This window comes from Agrococcus terreus, from assembly GCF_014645235.1.
GTDB classification, from domain to species: domain Bacteria; phylum Actinomycetota; class Actinomycetes; order Actinomycetales; family Microbacteriaceae; genus Agrococcus; species Agrococcus terreus.
This window is the reverse complement of record NZ_BMLM01000001.1, coordinates 1,977,376-1,991,885: the sequence shown is the minus strand read 5'-3', so window position 1 is coordinate 1,991,885 and position 14,510 is coordinate 1,977,376. Positions and strand designations below refer to the sequence as shown.

Genomic DNA, 14,510 nt, shown 5'->3' with positions numbered 1-14,510 from the left:
ACCGTGGCCGACGCCTTCGTGCTCGACGCGCTGCGCACCCCGCGCGGCCGCCGCGGGGGCTCGCTCGCCGAGGTGCACCCGGTGCGGCTCGCCGCGGGGCTGCTCGAGGCGCTGCCGGCGCGCGGCGTCGATCCCGGCCGCGTCGACGACGTCGTGCTCGGCACCGTCTCGGCCGTGGGGGAGCAGGGCGGCGTGCTCGCGCGCGCCGCGGCGCAGGCGGCGGGGGTGCCGGATGCGGTGCCGGGCATGCAGGTGAACCGGTACTGCGCCTCCGGGCTCGAGGCCGTGACGACGGCCGCGGCGCGCGTCGCGGCCGGCTTCGACGACCTCGTGGTCGCGGGCGGCGTGGAGTCGATGTCGCGCGTGCCGCTCGGCTCGGACGGCGGGCCGTACGCCACCGACCCGACAGCGCTCGAGCCGTGGAGCCTCATCCCGCAGGGCGTGAGCGCCGACGCGATCGCGTCGATGCACGGGCTGACGGGCCGAGACGTCGACGCGTACGCCGTCGAGTCGCAGGCGCGGGCGGCCGCGGCGTGGGAGGCCGGTGCGTTCACGCGCTCGATCGTGCCGGTCGTCGGGGCCGACGAGGCGGTGCTGCTCGAGCGCGACGAGCACCTGCGGCCCGGTACGACGCTCGAGGCGCTCGCGGGCCTGAAGCCGGCCTTCGCGGCGTTCGGGGAGGCCGGCTTCGACGCCGAGGTGCTGCGCCGGCATCAGGGCATCGGCCGCATCGAGCACGTGCACACGGCCGGCAACTCGTCGGGCATCGTCGACGGCGCCGGACTCGTGGTCGTCGGCTCCGGCGCGGCGGCACGCTCGCTCGGCCTCGCGCCGCGCGCCCGCATCGTCGCCGCCACCTCCGTCGGCTCCGACCCGGCGCTCATGCTCACGGGGCCCGTCGCCGCGACGCAGCGCGTACTGCTGCGCGCGGGCCTCGCGCTCTCGGACATCGAGGTCTTCGAGGTGAACGAGGCCTTCGCCGCCGTGGTGCTCCACTGGCTGCGCGAGACGGGCGCGGACCCTGCGCGCACGAACGTGCACGGCGGCGCCATCGCGCTCGGGCACCCGCTCGGCGCGACCGGTGCCATGCTCGTCGGCACCGCGCTCGACGCGCTCGAGGAGCGCGGCGGCCGCTACGCGCTCGTCACGCTGTGCGTCGGCGGCGGCATGGCATCGGCGATGGTGCTCGAGCGGGTCTGACGCTCAGGGAGCATCCGGACCCATCCGCTGTTCCGGATCGCTAGGGTCGGTCGGGTGACCGAGACGCAGCGCAGCGACGACAGCCCGAAGCCCGACAGCACCGAGCCCGCGAAGGAGGTGCACGTCGCCGACGAGCTCGTGACGACCCACCACACGCTCGCGACGCCCGACGGCGAGCTCGTCTACACGGCCCGCTCGGGCCGCGTGGTGCTGTGGGAGGAGCAGGTCGAGGACCACGTCTACCGCGGCCGGAAGGCTCGGGCGCAGGTGGCGCTCACGGCGTACACGCTCGACGGCGCCGACCCGCGCGAGCGGCCCGTGACCTTCGCCTTCAACGGCGGCCCCGGATCCGCATCCGTCTGGCTGCACATGGGCGCGCTCGGGCCGAAGCGCGTCATCATGGGCGACGCGGGCGAGCTGCTGCCGCCGCCGTACGGCGTCGAGGACAACCCGGAGTCGCTGCTCGCGGTCTCGGACCTCGTCTTCATCGACCCGGTCTCGACCGGCCGCTCGCGCCCCGTCGAGGGCCGCAAGGCGAAGGACTTCCACGGCTTCACCGCCGATATCGAGTCGGTCGCCGAGATCATCCGCCAGTGGACGACCACCGAGGGGCGGTGGCTCAGCCCGAAGTTCCTGGCGGGGGAGTCATACGGCACGACGCGCGCGGCCGGCCTCGCCCAGCACCTGCAGGAGGAGCTGGGCATGTACCTCAACGGGCTGCTGCTCATCTCGAGCGTGCTCGACTTCTCGACCGCGAACTTCGAGCGCAGCGGCGACCGCGCGCACGCGATGTACCTGCCGTTCTACGCGGCGACCGCGTGGCGGCACGGCTTCCACGAGGGGCGCTCGCTCGAGGAGGTCGTCGACGAGGCGCGCGACTACGCCGCCCGCGACTACGCCTACGCGCTGACCCGCGGCGCACGCTTGACGGCCGAGGAGCGGTCGGAGGCGGTGGCGACGGTCGCGCGCCTGACGGGCCTGTCGGAGGACTACGTCTCGCGCGCCGACCTCCGCATCGAGCACTGGCGCTACTTCGGCGAGCTGCTGCGCGACCAAGGACTCACCGTCGGCCGCCTCGACTCGCGCTTCACGGGGCCCGCGGCGAGCGGCATCGCCGAGCACATGGACGCCGACCCGTCCATGGACGCCATCCTCGGCCCGTACTCGGCGGCGTACCAGCACTACCTGCACCACGACCTCGGCGTGCGCGACACCGGGCCGTACCACGTGTTCGGCAAGGGCGTCATCGAGCACTGGAGCTACAAGGAGTTCGAGAACGCGCCCGTCTACGTCATCGACCGGCTCTCGCGCGCGATGCGGCAGAACCCGCACCTCGCGGTGCACCTGGCCTACGGATGGTTCGACGGCGCGACGCCGTTCTCGGCCGCGGAGGACTCTGTGGCGCACCTGCAGATCCCGGAGTCGCTGCGCTCGAACCTCGAGCACCGCTACTACGAGGCCGGCCACATGATGTACGTGCACGAAGCCTCGCGCGTGGCGCAGTCGGCCGACCTGGCCGACTTCGTGCGCCGGCGGTCCTGACTTCTCCGCTGGTCGATGAGCAGGCCGCCGCAGGCGACCTGCGTCTCGAGACCACCCCGCCCTTCGCTGGTCGAGGAGCGCGCCGACGCAGTCGGCACGCGTCTCGAGACCACCCCGCCACGGCCCGAACCCCTCACAGGATGCGCTAGTCTCTTCTAGTTGCCTCCGGGCAGCAGGGCCGCGAGGTCGACGGGCTGTGGCGCAGCTTGGTAGCGCACTTGACTGGGGGTCAAGGGGTCGCAGGTTCAAATCCTGTCAGCCCGACCGAAATTGAGTTGCTCAAACCATTGGACTCGTTGAGGCCAATGGAGGTCGAAGGAAGGGAGCCTTCCGCAGAAATGCGGGAGGCTCTCTTCTTTTTGCCGGTGATGTGGCCGGCTTCAGCGAGGCGGCGCTGTGCAATCCACTCGTGGAGGGTTCGGCTGAACTCGGTGCGCTCGCTATCGATCCGAACTCCTTCGATGTCGTCGTAGACCGAAGCTTGCTGAAGAACGCGAGGAGTAGGTCGCGTCGCAGTGCCAGCGGTTCGTGCGGCAGCAAGCGTTGCAGGGTACTGGTCGTTGTTCTGGGTGCGGTAAGCAGCGAGCTGACGAGCTTGGCCGGAGAGCTCGGACTGCAGCGCTGCGAGCGCAGCACGATCACGGATGCCCGTGTAGGCCACCGCAGTGATCGCCGCCAGGATCGCGATCACCCCAATCACGATGAGCAACTCAACGATGGAGGACGCGGCGCTTCGACGTCAGTTCCAACTCGTCGAAGGAGTTGGTCGATAGTTCATAACTGGTGCGTGATGCCTTTCGCGCCATATCTGCGCATGACTATGAACCATGAGCGCGATGCTGACAAGACGCTCGCCGACGTAGAAATCACAACGCGGGAGTGGACAACCCTGTGGCGATGGCGCGGCATTCGACACGGAGGGCGTCGAGCTCGGTGAGCGCTGCGGGGTTGCTCTCCAGGTTGAGCAAGGGCGTGTGCTCGAGGATGAGCGCCTTCTCCGTCGCGCGAACATCGGCCTGGGGGAGTGCGGCCCAGCTCACTTCGAGATGCTCGTTGATCCAGGCCACGATCCGCGCGCGGTCCTCAGCCACGAAGCTGAAGTTGTACGGGTTCGCCTTGCCGACGAGAGATCCCCCTGCTGGTCGGTAGCCAAGCACGGCGCCGATGCTGCGGAAGAAGGTCCCGTGGCCACGGCCGCGAAGCTCGTTGCCGAGCATTCGCTTCGACAGCGACGTCGCCTTCCCGATGTAGATGAGCCGGGATTGGCGCGACGCCAGGTGCGACTCGAACGGCTCGGACAACGACGATCCCACGCGAAGGCGAATCGCGTAGATGCCGAACTCATTCGGCACTTCCTCGTCAATAGCGCTGGCCGGGCGAAACGACCCGTCAGTGAGCAGCTCAGGCGGCGTCGGGGTCACTTCGTCACGTCCTGATCGACCGCTCTAGAGTCGGCCTCGGCTGATCAGGAGACGGATGCCTACCTGGAGCACGACCTCGACGTAAGGCATCGCCGCGATCGCCAGCTTCGCGCCGCGTGCGGCGTTGGACTGCTCAGCGATCAGTTGGTTGGTCTCCTCCGCGACTGCTTTTGCCTTGTCCTCGTTGTCCGTCAGCTTGTCGATGAGATAGCGCCAACGGTCGTCACTGAGGTCGGGCTTGTTTAGCTCCCCTGCAATGATGTCGCGGGTCTCGCCGAGCGCCTCGAACGCCTGCTTACTGTTCTCGTTTATCGCCGAGAGCGTGGTGCGGAGATCATCCTCGACCGCGGTCACTGCCCGCAGGGCGTATGCCTGGAGCTGCGGATTGGTCTTGATCAGGTGGAGCTGGAGTTCGGGAGTGGCCTCGCTCAGATGCTCAGCCAGCGCGACCACCTGCGCGTCAGTGAGGTTGTCGAGCGTCTCCGCGCCGATCGCCTTCGCGACTGCGTTTTCGTTGTCGAGCGTCATCGTTCTCCATCTGGCGGTCTGCGTTCGTCCGCTCTCGACGTTACTGGCCCGCCCGCACAGTTCGTTGAGCTTCTTTCGCGCGTTCGTAGCAGCCTTCTCTGCCCGGAGCTCGCGCTCGGCACGAGCGACCTGGTCCTCGAGCTTGCGTTTCGCCTCGGCTGCGCGCTGCGGCCTCGACGGTCTTCGCGGAACTGACGACACCACGGTTCAGCTCACACTCCGGACACCAGGCGGTCGAGAAGCTCGGGTGCTGATTTGTGCGGTGGACGCTCTGCTCCACGGTGTGCCCGCAGGTGAGGGTGCTCCCAGATGTCGAGCTCTTCCTCACGGCGGGGGCTGCCCAGGAGGAACTTGCTGATCTTCTCGTACTGCTCCGGCGACATCGGGATGGGCGGACAGCAGTAGCCGCAGTGGGTGGCGCGAGATCGCGACTTGCTCCAGCGGTGGGCGTCGCAGTTCGGATGCATCTCCTTGTACTTCGCCTGGTCGGCCTCGTACTCGACCTTCTGCTCCGGCGTGAGGTACATCGTGCCTGGCCAGTTGCCGAGGTTGTCGCTGCCTTCTGCTCGTTCGTCAGCTTCGGCATCCGGCGCTCCTCTCGATGTCGGAGGCCCCCCTCACACTGATGACGTGGCAGACCTCTACACGAAGAATGGCCGCCCGCTTCGGCGCAGCGGTGACAAGTTGTTTGCGCGCTCGGGAACGTACGTGGGCAAGATCAAGGGCGACTACGTCTTCGATCCGTCGGGTCGCTACGCCGGCACCATCGTGGGGGAGCGGGTCGTCTACCGTTCGACGCACTCCGCTCGAATCTCTAGTCCTTCTGTCTCGGTGAACCGTGGAGGGAGCGGTGCAGGCAACCGCGGCGCCTCCGGCATGTGGGGCGACGAGCCCCCGTTTCCGGACTGAGTCGATGGGCTCGAGATGAACACGGGCCCTACAGTGAGTCTGGTGAGGGACCTTCCACTTTCCGCCGGCGGTGACCTCGTCACTCGTCTGGCGCGCGAGCGCGACCCCGTTCGCGCTGTCGTCGAGCTCGTCTGGAATGCGATTGATGCCGAGGCGAATACCGTCCGTGTCGCGCTGGCCCGCTCCAACATGGACGCCATCGAGAGCGTGACGGTTGAGGACGACGGCCATGGCATTACCTCCGACGAAGTGCAGGCGACATTCGGTCGTATCGGTGGCTCATGGAAGGCACTCGCTGCACGGTCGAAGAACGATAAGCGCGGACTCCACGGCAAGCTCGGTGAAGGCCGTCTTCGTGCGTTCGCGCTTGGATCCCGCGTGACGTGGGCGAGCGAAAGCGTCAACACCGCGGGCGAACGTGAGCGCGTGGTCATCGAGGGTGCGAAGGAACGCGCAGAGCCATTCAGCTGGGACGCCCAGCCGTCAGCCGCCACCACTACGGGCACGATCGTCACCGCGCTGAACGAGCAGGACCGCAGCCTGAATTCGCTCATCAGCGACTCGACGCTGACGGTGCTCACCTCGCACTTCGCGCCTGTCCTGCTCAACGATGACTCCCTCACCGTCATCGTCGATGGCGCCAAGCTGGACCCCGCCGACGAGATCCTCGACGACACGACCGTGACCGCGGTGCTCGACAGCGACAGTGATGCTGTCGTGTCGATCCGCATCATTGAATGGCGCACCGGCAAGCACCGAGCGATCTACTTCGGCGAGGACGCCGAGAGGTTCGTGGTGGAGGCCTCCGGATCGGAGATCGAAGCGCAGGCGGCGTACTCGGCTTATGTCACCTGGCCCGGTTTCGACACGGAATCGCTCGCCGACCTCGGTCTTGGCGACATGGCTCCCGACCCGGCCGGTGCGGTCTGGCGCGCGACTCGAACGGCGGTGAAAGACCACTTCGCCGCGCGTCGTCGCGCTCGTCGACGAGACCAGATCGACGAGTGGAAGAACAAGGGCATCTATCCCTACAAGGATGAGCCTGCGACCGAGGCCGACAAGGCGGAGCGCGCCGTCTTCGACATCGTGTCGAGTGCGCTGGTACCCCAGATTCCGAAGCGCAAGGACGGGGCGCAACTCACCCTCAACCTGTTGCGCGATGCGTTGAAGACCGATCCCGAGAACCTGGCGGTCCTCGTCAGCGAGTTCGTGGCCCTCAGCGAGCAGGACCGAAAGGCGCTTACCAAGCTGCTGAGCGAGACGTCGCTCGCGGGTGTGATCCGAAGCGCCAACCTCGTCACTAGCCGCAGCAAGTTCCTCGCCGGCCTTGAGCACTTGCTGTTCGATCCCGAGGACTCGAAGAAGGTCGGCGAACGCGACCACCTCCACAAGTTCCTGGAGCACGAGCTCTGGATCTTTGGCGAGGAGTACCACTTCATGAACAGCGAGCGAGGGCTGACGCAGATGCTGCGTACCCACCTCAAGCTCGAAGGGCTCCCGGACGGCAAGGTTGAGCCGGTCAAGCGCTGGGACGGCAAGACGGGCCGCATCGATCTCCATCTCGCAGTGAAGGCGAAGGAGCACGACCGGATCCGCCACCTCGTGGTCGAGCTGAAGGCACCTGACATCACCGCAGGCCGCGTTGAGCGCAACCAGATCGAGGACTACATCAATGTCGTCGTCGACAACGCAGCGTTTGCGAGCGATCGCTCCGTGTGGGAATTCATCCTTGTCGTCACGGACTACGACGGGGTCATGGACAACTCGATCATCGGATCCGACCGAGAACTTGGGTTGGTGTTTGAGCCCGACAAGAAGCCGGGGCGTCCAGCGGTTCGCGCCTACGTGCGACGTTGGCGGGACATCATCGACGAGAACAAGCGTCGCTTGGAGTTCGTGACGAACTCGCTCGAGTTCGACCCGTCACTCGCCGAGGGCTTGGCCTTCATTCGGGAGCAGTATGCCGAGATGATTCCGGAAGGTCTGGCCACCGAGGACGAGCCCGGCAACACCGCATAGTAGAGAGAGGCGAATCCGGGCTCAATTCCGATTCAGCCCGTCACGGCGGCTGTCGAGCGCGTCCTTGAAGTGGCCCTCGGCCGCGTCGAGGTCTCGCGTCGGCGTGGATGGATCGAAGACTTGGAGTAGCGAGAACCGGAAGTTCTTGGGGTCGACGCGACGAAGCTCGACGTTGCCGCCGTGCCCGTTGGTCGCGTAGGCGTTCCAGCGCTGTCGAACACTCTCGGCGCCGTCGGCCTTGCCGACATAGTGCCTGCCGTCGGATGTGTCGGTGATTAGGCAGATCCCGACCACCGAGGAGAGCGCGGTACGCCACGAGGCGTAGCGATGCTCGCGCATCACCGCCTGTAGCTGGACATGGCTTAGGACGAGGCGATCGAAGCCGGGGAACGCAATCGGCTCGGCGTCTGCAATGCCGATCACCGGATAGCTCGCCGCCGTGCTGGCGTTCATCCGCCAGGTTCGTGGCGACTTCCACCCAATCACGAGCTGCTTGCGAAGGTCGGCCATGTGATCGGACTCGACGACGTCGAAGGCACGCCGGATGTCGTCGTAAGCGATCTGGCCGCGGTTCTCCACCACAGACCAGAACCGCGCCTGGTCTCCGCCCTCCTTGATGAACACCACCCAGAATCGCGGCGGCGCCGCAGGGAACCGTCTCGTGTCCGAGGATTGTGTCGCCGTATAGGACATGATCTCGGCGTCGGTGGAGTCCGCGTGCAGTCCCTGCAGCCCGCTCTCTTCCGGCTCGGTCACGAAGGCGTGGCGGATGACGAGCGCCTGTGTGGGGTCGATACCGGCGTCGATGAGGAGCGGGCCGAGAGTCAGAGCCAGGAGTCGATCGTGCCGTCTTTCGCGCGCACTCGTGGTCAGGCTCGTCTAGTTTTTCGCGGCGAGCTGCTCGCGCATGATCTCGACGATGTTGTCGCGGTAACGCGGCTTCACGCGGTGGCGCGTCCCCGCCTTCATCTCCTTGACCAGCTTCTCGATCGACTCGGCGTGGTGAAAGCTGCCGCCGACCGCGAAGTAGGCGCGCAGCCAGGTATCCGGCGCGACGGGATACCCCTCGGCGGCGAATGCGCGGACGAGCTGCACCACGGCGTCTTTACCGCGTCCCGAGCCCAGACCGTTGTAGTCCTCGTTTTGAATCATTTCGGCGGCTGCGAGCAGAAGCGGGTCGCTGGCCGGGACGGCTTCTCGGGTGTGGAGGTTGAGCGCCCCGAGGCCGTCGAGCCAGGTGCGCACCGTGTCGTAGGGGGACCAGATCAGGACGAAGAGCTTGCCGATTGAATCGGCCTCGACCGCACGGCGAATCGTCTCAAGCTCGTGCTGCCCGAACGGATGCAGGACGACGACCGCGTGGTCGACGACCTTATCGTCGCGTTCTAGGCCGCCGAGTTCTCGGATGTTGAAGACGATCCGATCGGGCTCCTCGGGTGCGATGAACTGCGCGGCTTCGACGTCTGCGCCGCGGTCGTCGTGATCGAACTTCTTCACATCCGTGACCGCAAAGAGGTACGGCGGATCGCCGATCCAGTCTCGGATTACGGCGCTCTGCGGAATCATCGCGGTGCCGTGCTGTCCCCAGTCTTCGCGCACCATGTAAGCAAGCTCAGTCACCCTCTCAGATTGACAGTGGGTTCTGACATCGCACCGGCACCGACCGGCTACGGCAGTGGCCAACCCTCGGCTGCGATGCGCTCACGCCAATACGTCGCGGCGTCCTTCCCAGCCTGCAGAGCGTTGAACTCATCGATCCGTTCCGCGAGAGCAGCTTTCGGGTCGGTGCCATCGACGAACGCCTCCAGCGCGATGTAGAGCGCAGTACCGCTGGTGAACTCGGCGTATCCCTGAACCGACTCCACTACCGCGACGGCGACCGGCTTGCCGTGAACGAGCGCGATACGCGCCCGACGTCGACGGGCGTCGAGAATGGCTCCCTCTGCGGCGCACTCCGCCAGGAGCGCGTTGTAGATGGCGTGATCGCTAAGGCTCGCGAACATGCGCTCGATCCAGGTGCGCTCGTGTTCGAGGCAACAGAGAGATAGGAAATCGTCGGCTCGGTCGGCGAGGAACAGTAACCAAGGCTGCTTCGGGTGATCCGACATCCACTCGCGGGTCAACTCAGTGAGCAGCTCGCTGCGCCCGCCGCCTCCGAGCAGGCACATGTGCGCCGCGCGCTGCGCTCATGCTTGCAATTTCACGCCGATGAGCGCATCAGTATGTGCAGCTGACGACGTCGGCGGAAACGGCGTCGTTGGTTGTCCAGGAAGCCGCTGCGCGCTCACCCACTGCATGCGATTGAGCGCGCAGCGGCTACCTGAACTGCATGAGGTGGTCGCGCTTGCTCCCGGAATGGAGTCCTGAGAGGAACGCTCATGAAGGACAATCCAGGCATGCGCGACGACGTGCCCACCGACCCCTCGGTGACTGACCGCGCTGACGATGACGAGCTCGAGTTGCTCACCTCGGTGAGGGTGAGGTATCGAGACCTGAGTGTGCTCCGCATGATCTCATTCGTCGAAGAAGCCCATCGCGGAACTGATCCGTATTGCGATCTACGAGGTCGCCGAGGGCAGGATCGTGCAACCCGGATACGCCGGTCGCGCTCGGGAAGCTGTCGCAGAGGCGCAGACAGCAGTAGACCGCCTCCTGGCGCACCTCGTTGAACGACCAGCGCCGATCCAGACAAGATCAGCTACCCCGCGCCGAACTAGCCCGCGTCATCGCGGTACGGAAGAGCCTCGACGGGAAGTTCCGTCGTAGAGCCAATCGTTACCGGATGTGCGGGCTCTTCAATTGGCGGAGGTGCGCTCGATATCCTGATACTTATGAGCACCTCGGATCTCGTCTGGCATTACACGAAGCACGACGTGGTCGAGAAGATCATCACGAACCACGAGCTGTGGGCTGCAGACTTCGCAGGGCTCAACGATGCGACGGAGCTGAAGCTCGGCAACAAGAGGGTTCGCCAGGCCTTCAAGAAGCTGAAGCGCGAGTGGGATTACCACGACGACACCGCGCCCGAAATCGACTTCGACGAGTTAAAGGAGTCGCTCGAGGGAGCAGGCGGTGACCTCTTCCATGGCAGCGCGTTTGTCACCTGCTTCAGCCCGGAACCAGACGACACCGAGCAGTGGCAGAAGTACGCACTCGCGGATGGCTTCGCAGTTGCGATCCCGCGAGGTGTCTACCTGCCGGTCATAGGAACCCACTCCGGCGGGCTATCTCGCGCTCCCTACATCGAGGAGTTTCCGTTTCGCTGGCTCGACCTCGCCTATGACAAGTCGACGCAGCGTGACCTGGCGACGCGCGCGATCTGGCACATCAAGGAGGGCCAGGTCGAAGGGGCCCGCATCGACTCTCGCCATGACGTCGGCGACAACTTCGGCTCGATCTTCCGGGACCAGGGGAGTAGTAGCTACGTAGATGCCGTTGCCTCGATCAAGCACAAGGACTTCCGACGCGAGCGTGAGGTTCGATATGCGGTTACCCGCCCGGAGAATCCGACTGCGATCCATCCCAATCCGTCCGGCGGTCATACTCACGTTCGGATCACTGGAGCGGCTGTCAATCCGTTCTCGACAGACTGGGACGCGCACGATCCGGAGTACTACCAAGGAGCGCCAAGCAACCTCCCGATCGTTTCGATCCGCGTCGGGCCACGGAACGACTTCCCGACCGAGGACGCTCGGCTCCGCGGTCTCCTGGATGCGAATGGCTACAGCAGTGTGACGATCCTGAAGTCGACCAGCCCGTTGCGATAGTCACTTGGGCTCTCCATTCGGCTCCGTTCGCCCACCGCTCGGCGGCCGCAGTTCGACATCGGCGCCGATGATGGCGACGCGCATCGTCTCCTGGTTCACGAACATCTGGTCCGCGACCTCCGAGAGCGACAGGCCGGATTCGCAGAGACGCTTCGCCATGGTCACCTGCTTGCCGGTCAGTGGTTGACGACGCACGACCACGCTGTTCTCTCGCAAGATCCGGACGATGGTTGACTTCGCTACTTTGAAGTCTTCGGCCAGGGCCGTCGACGTCTCGCCGCTGGAGTAGCGGCGGACGACCTCTACCGGGCGTCTGGCGATACGCGGGTCCACGGCCTGGTCCGGCTGGTCTGCGCTACTGGCGGCGCTTCACCGGCCTCCGCCGCTGCCAGGATCTGCCTAGCCTTGTCCGCTGTAACGGGGGTCGCTGAATTGTTTGACAAGAGGTACTCAAGGTCGACCACGAGATGGTCTCCGCTCCGCACATGGTGCGGGCGGGGGCCGTCTTCTCGTTGCGCGACGGGCTGCAGCCGCGCCATGCTCGAGCAGTGAGCGCGTCGCCGGTATCCGCGAGCTGCGTAGCGCCGTCGAGCGTCGTCCGCGGATCAAGGCTGGGGCTGCGCAACTGGTTCGCCCCGATCGCGATGCTGACGTGGGGTGCGATCGCCACGGTCGCAGTGGGCTTCGGCACCTCGCTCCAGAGCATCCTCGGGGTCGCCGTCGCAGCGCTGGGCGGCGCGCTGCTGCTCGCGGCGGCGACGTTCCTCGTGCGCTCCGCGTGCGTTCGGGTGGAGGCTCGCGCGGACGAGCTCGTCTTCATCGGGCTGTGGCGCCGCACGGCGATCCCGCTGCGCGAGATCGACCGCATCGGGCGGGAGCTCGGAGGCGACCACGTCTCGGAGGCGTTCCACCTTCGTCCGCTGGGCCTCCCTGACCTGCACCACCTCCGCCTCGACCTGGCGAGCGGCGAGAGCGTCGCGTTCACGCAGATCACCGGCCTCCGCCGCCCGGTGGAGCACCTCGTCGCGCGCCTCAACGCGCTCGTGCGACAGGCGCGTCCCGGCGTGCCTGGTGAGGCGCACGCTGCGGCGTCGTTGAGGCGCGGACGGCCGGCGACGGCCATCACCACTCCGTGACCTGCAGCTCCAGCGGGAAGAACACCTGCGGGGGCGTGTCGCGCAGATCGTCGCCCGAGAACGCGAAGAGGCCGATGCCGAGCGACGCGTGCGCGATGACGAACGACGCGATGACGGTGCACCACGCCACCGACAGCACGACCGACGACAGCCGGTCACCCATGAACCGGTCGTGGTGCCACACCGCCGTCGCCCAGCCGAGCAGCACGAGCAGGAGCACCGCGGTCCGCACCTCCGGCATCACGACGATGACGGCATGGAAGCCGCCCTCGGCACCCTCCTCGCCGAAGCCGCGGCCGGAGCTGCCCTTCGGGCCGCTGAGCAGCCAGCAGGCGAGCAGGCCGCCGACGAGGAGGCCGAGGCGGGACGAGCGCTGGGCCGCGCGCGGCCGCGGTCGCCGTGCGCGCGCGGCGGGCCGGGGCTGAGCGGCACTCGTCATGGAGTCATCCTCACCGATGCGGCGCAGGACAGCAACGCCCATCGACCATCCCGATGGCGCCCATCCTGGGCTATCGTGGCGATCGTCAGGCGGGCACGGCCCGCTGGCGTTCGGAAAAGGGACGCGAAGCCCGCGCGGGTGAGACCGAGACTGCCGATGTCGTCAGCTCAGGAAGGTCGCCCCATGGCACCCGTCGACCCCGCCCTCCTTCAGGACCTCCGCGTCCGCGTCGGTGACGCGCTCGTCACCGATCCCGCCGTCCTGGCGGCGCACGCCCACGACAGCTCCCGCGCGCCGAGCGAGGGCATGCCGGCGGGGCTCGTGCGTGCCACCGGCACCTCGCACGTGTCCGCCGCGCTCGCGTGGGCGCACGAGCACGGCGTGCCCGTCTCGGTGCGCGGCGCCGGCAGCGGGCTCTCCGGCGGCGCGGTCGCCTACGAGGGCGGGCTCGTCGTCGCGCTCGATGCGATGCGCCGCATCCGGGACATCGACGTCGCGAACCGCACCGCGGTCGTCGAGCCGGGCGTCGTCACCGCCGACCTCGACGCCGCCGCCCGCGAGCACGGGCTGTTCTTCCCGCCGGACCCGGCGAGCGCGCGCTGGTCGACAGTCGGCGGCAACATCGCCACGAACGCCGGAGGCCTGCGCTGCGTCGCCCACGGGGTCACCGCCGACGCCGTCATGGCCCTGGAGGTCGTGCTCGCCGACGGGCGCGTCATGCGCACCGGCTCGCTCACCCGCAAGGACGTGGTCGGACTCGACCTCACGAGCCTCTTCGTCGGCTCGGAGGGCACGCTCGGCGTCATCACCGAGGCCACGGTGCGGCTCAAGCCCGTGCCCGAGGGGCCGCAACCGACCTTCCGCGCGAGCTTCCCCACGATCGAGCAGGCGGCGGATGCCGTGGCCGCGATCGTCGCGGGGCCGGAGCAGCCCGAGGTCCTCGAGCTGCTCGACGCGCTCAGCGTCGAGATCATCCAGTCGTTCCAGCCCACCGGCCTGCCGGCCGAAGGCGCGGCGCTGCTCGTCGGCCAGACCGCAGGGCCGGGCGCGATCGAGCGGGCGGAGTCGATCCTCGAGCTGTGCCGCGCGCTCGGCGCCACCGACGGGCACGTCTCCGAGGGCGACGACCTGCTCGAGGCGCGGCGGCTCGCGAACCCGGCGCTCACCGCCAAGGGGCTCCGCGTCTCGTGCGACGTGGGCGTCCCGATCTCGCAGCTCGCCGCCGTGTTCCGCGGCATCGACGATATCGGTGCCGCCCACGGCCGCCGGGTCGCGGTCGTCGCGCACGCGGGCGACGGCAACCTGCATCCGACGGTCGAGGCGGGGGAGTCGGCCGACGAGATCGCCGCCGCCGAGCGCGTCATCGACGACATCACGCGGCTCGCGCTCTCGCTCGGCGGCACCATCAGCGGCGAGCACGGCATCGGCTCGGTGAAGCGGCACGAGCTGCCCTGGCAGCTCGACGAGGCCGCGCTCGACGTGCAGCGCGCGATCAAGGCGGCGCTGGACCCGCGGGGGATCCTGACGCCCGGCCGCGCGATCTGAGCCG

At 67.4% G+C, this 14,510-nt stretch carries 16 protein-coding genes and 1 tRNA gene; 8 read left to right on the top strand and 9 right to left on the bottom strand.

What is annotated here, in order from left to right; all coding sequences use genetic code 11:
• Positions 1–3: 3 nt before the first annotated feature.
• The 3 genes from IEW90_RS09670 (at position 4) to IEW90_RS09660 (ending at position 3,006) form a co-directional block, all read left to right on the top strand.
• Positions 4–1,200 carry an acetyl-CoA C-acetyltransferase gene (locus tag IEW90_RS09670; RefSeq protein ID WP_188717924.1) on the top strand — a complete coding sequence of 399 codons (1,197 nt, stop codon included), beginning with the start codon at positions 4–6 and terminating at the stop codon, positions 1,198–1,200.
• Positions 1,201–1,254: 54 nt separating this feature from the next.
• Positions 1,255–2,742: a S10 family peptidase gene (locus IEW90_RS09665; protein ID WP_229679585.1), complete on the top strand. Its 1,488-nt coding sequence runs from the start codon at positions 1,255–1,257 to the stop codon at positions 2,740–2,742.
• Positions 2,743–2,932: 190 nt separating this feature from the next.
• Positions 2,933–3,006 (top strand) — tRNA-Pro (locus tag IEW90_RS09660).
• Here IEW90_RS09660 and IEW90_RS09655 read toward each other — a convergent pair.
• The 4 genes from IEW90_RS09655 to IEW90_RS09640 form a co-directional block, all read right to left on the bottom strand.
• Positions 2,972–3,433 carry a hypothetical protein gene (locus IEW90_RS09655; protein WP_188717923.1) on the bottom strand — a complete coding sequence of 154 codons (462 nt, stop codon included), beginning with the start codon at positions 3,431–3,433 and terminating at the stop codon, positions 2,972–2,974. The two genes, IEW90_RS09660 and IEW90_RS09655, sit on opposite strands and share 35 nt — an antisense overlap.
• Before the next feature lie 175 nt (positions 3,434–3,608).
• Complete coding sequence (locus IEW90_RS09650; protein ID WP_188717922.1) at positions 3,609–4,163, bottom strand: GIY-YIG nuclease family protein; 555 nt, start codon at positions 4,161–4,163, stop codon at positions 3,609–3,611.
• Positions 4,164–4,187: 24 nt separating this feature from the next.
• Entirely contained in the window at positions 4,188–4,691 is a 504-nt protein-coding gene (locus IEW90_RS09645) for a hypothetical protein (protein ID WP_188717921.1), read from the bottom strand.
• 212 nt (positions 4,692–4,903) lie between these two features.
• Positions 4,904–5,218 (bottom strand): hypothetical protein, encoded by a 315-nt coding sequence (locus tag IEW90_RS09640; protein WP_188717920.1) that lies wholly within the window; start codon positions 5,216–5,218, stop codon positions 4,904–4,906.
• 103 nt (positions 5,219–5,321) lie between these two features.
• Between IEW90_RS09640 and IEW90_RS09635 the strand changes: the two genes are divergently transcribed.
• Positions 5,322–5,600 carry a hypothetical protein gene (locus tag IEW90_RS09635; protein WP_188717919.1) on the top strand — a complete coding sequence of 93 codons (279 nt, stop codon included), beginning with the start codon at positions 5,322–5,324 and terminating at the stop codon, positions 5,598–5,600.
• 42 nt (positions 5,601–5,642) lie between these two features.
• Positions 5,643–7,619, top strand: a complete 1,977-nt coding sequence (locus IEW90_RS09630) for an ATP-binding protein (protein ID WP_188717918.1) — start codon at positions 5,643–5,645, stop codon at positions 7,617–7,619.
• A 21-nt stretch (positions 7,620–7,640) separates the two neighbouring features.
• Here IEW90_RS09630 and IEW90_RS09625 read toward each other — a convergent pair whose 3' ends face one another.
• The 3 genes from IEW90_RS09625 to IEW90_RS09615 all read right to left on the bottom strand — a co-directional run bounded on the left by IEW90_RS09625 (position 7,641) and on the right by IEW90_RS09615 (position 9,787).
• Positions 7,641–8,375, bottom strand: coding sequence for a GIY-YIG nuclease family protein (locus IEW90_RS09625; RefSeq protein ID WP_229679584.1), 735 nt, complete (start codon positions 8,373–8,375; stop codon positions 7,641–7,643).
• A 123-nt stretch (positions 8,376–8,498) separates the two neighbouring features.
• Entirely contained in the window at positions 8,499–9,221 is a 723-nt protein-coding gene (locus tag IEW90_RS09620) for a hypothetical protein (protein WP_229679583.1), read from the bottom strand.
• Positions 9,222–9,286: 65 nt separating this feature from the next.
• On the bottom strand, positions 9,287–9,787 hold the full coding sequence (locus IEW90_RS09615) for a hypothetical protein (protein ID WP_188717916.1): 501 nt from the start codon (positions 9,785–9,787) through the stop codon (positions 9,287–9,289).
• Positions 9,788–10,450: 663 nt separating this feature from the next.
• On the opposite strand from IEW90_RS09615, the gene IEW90_RS09610 reads away from it, so the two are divergent.
• On the top strand, positions 10,451–11,386 hold the full coding sequence (locus IEW90_RS09610; protein WP_188717915.1) for a hypothetical protein: 936 nt from the start codon (positions 10,451–10,453) through the stop codon (positions 11,384–11,386).
• Here IEW90_RS09610 and IEW90_RS09605 read toward each other — a convergent pair whose 3' ends face one another.
• Positions 11,387–11,719 (bottom strand): helix-turn-helix domain-containing protein, encoded by a 333-nt coding sequence (locus IEW90_RS09605; protein ID WP_188717914.1) that lies wholly within the window; start codon positions 11,717–11,719, stop codon positions 11,387–11,389. It lies immediately after the preceding gene.
• 311 nt (positions 11,720–12,030) lie between these two features.
• Here IEW90_RS09605 and IEW90_RS09600 point away from each other — a divergent pair, with 311 nt between their 5' ends.
• On the top strand, positions 12,031–12,522 hold the full coding sequence (locus IEW90_RS09600) for a hypothetical protein (RefSeq protein ID WP_188717913.1): 492 nt from the start codon (positions 12,031–12,033) through the stop codon (positions 12,520–12,522).
• On the opposite strand, the gene IEW90_RS09595 is transcribed toward IEW90_RS09600, so the two are convergent.
• A complete protein-coding gene (locus IEW90_RS09595) occupies positions 12,509–12,961 on the bottom strand; it encodes a hypothetical protein (protein WP_188717912.1) in 453 nt (150 codons plus the stop codon). The genes IEW90_RS09600 and IEW90_RS09595 overlap by 14 nt on opposite strands.
• Before the next feature lie 183 nt (positions 12,962–13,144).
• Between IEW90_RS09595 and IEW90_RS09590 the strand changes: the two genes are divergently transcribed.
• Positions 13,145–14,506, top strand: a complete 1,362-nt coding sequence (locus tag IEW90_RS09590) for an FAD-binding oxidoreductase (protein ID WP_188717911.1) — start codon at positions 13,145–13,147, stop codon at positions 14,504–14,506.
• The last annotated feature ends 4 nt before the right edge of the window (positions 14,507–14,510 follow it).

Excerpts from the sequence above, each read along its gene's own strand:
- IEW90_RS09645 (WP_188717921.1), bottom strand. The coding sequence starts at position 4,691 with ATGACGCTCGACAACGAAAACGCAGTCGCGAAGGCGATCGGCGCGGAG.
- IEW90_RS09640 (WP_188717920.1), bottom strand. The coding sequence starts at position 5,218 with ATGTACCTCACGCCGGAGCAGAAGGTCGAGTACGAGGCCGACCAGGCG.
- IEW90_RS09620 (WP_229679583.1), bottom strand. The coding sequence starts at position 9,221 with ATGGTGCGCGAAGACTGGGGACAGCACGGCACCGCGATGATTCCGCAG.
- IEW90_RS09615 (WP_188717916.1), bottom strand. The coding sequence starts at position 9,787 with ATGTGCCTGCTCGGAGGCGGCGGGCGCAGCGAGCTGCTCACTGAGTTG.
- IEW90_RS09610 (WP_188717915.1), top strand. The coding sequence starts at position 10,451 with ATGAGCACCTCGGATCTCGTCTGGCATTACACGAAGCACGACGTGGTC.
- IEW90_RS09600 (WP_188717913.1), top strand. The coding sequence starts at position 12,031 with ATGCTGACGTGGGGTGCGATCGCCACGGTCGCAGTGGGCTTCGGCACC.
- IEW90_RS09595 (WP_188717912.1), bottom strand. The coding sequence starts at position 12,961 with ATGACGAGTGCCGCTCAGCCCCGGCCCGCCGCGCGCGCACGGCGACCG.
- IEW90_RS09590 (WP_188717911.1), top strand. The coding sequence starts at position 13,145 with ATGGCACCCGTCGACCCCGCCCTCCTTCAGGACCTCCGCGTCCGCGTC.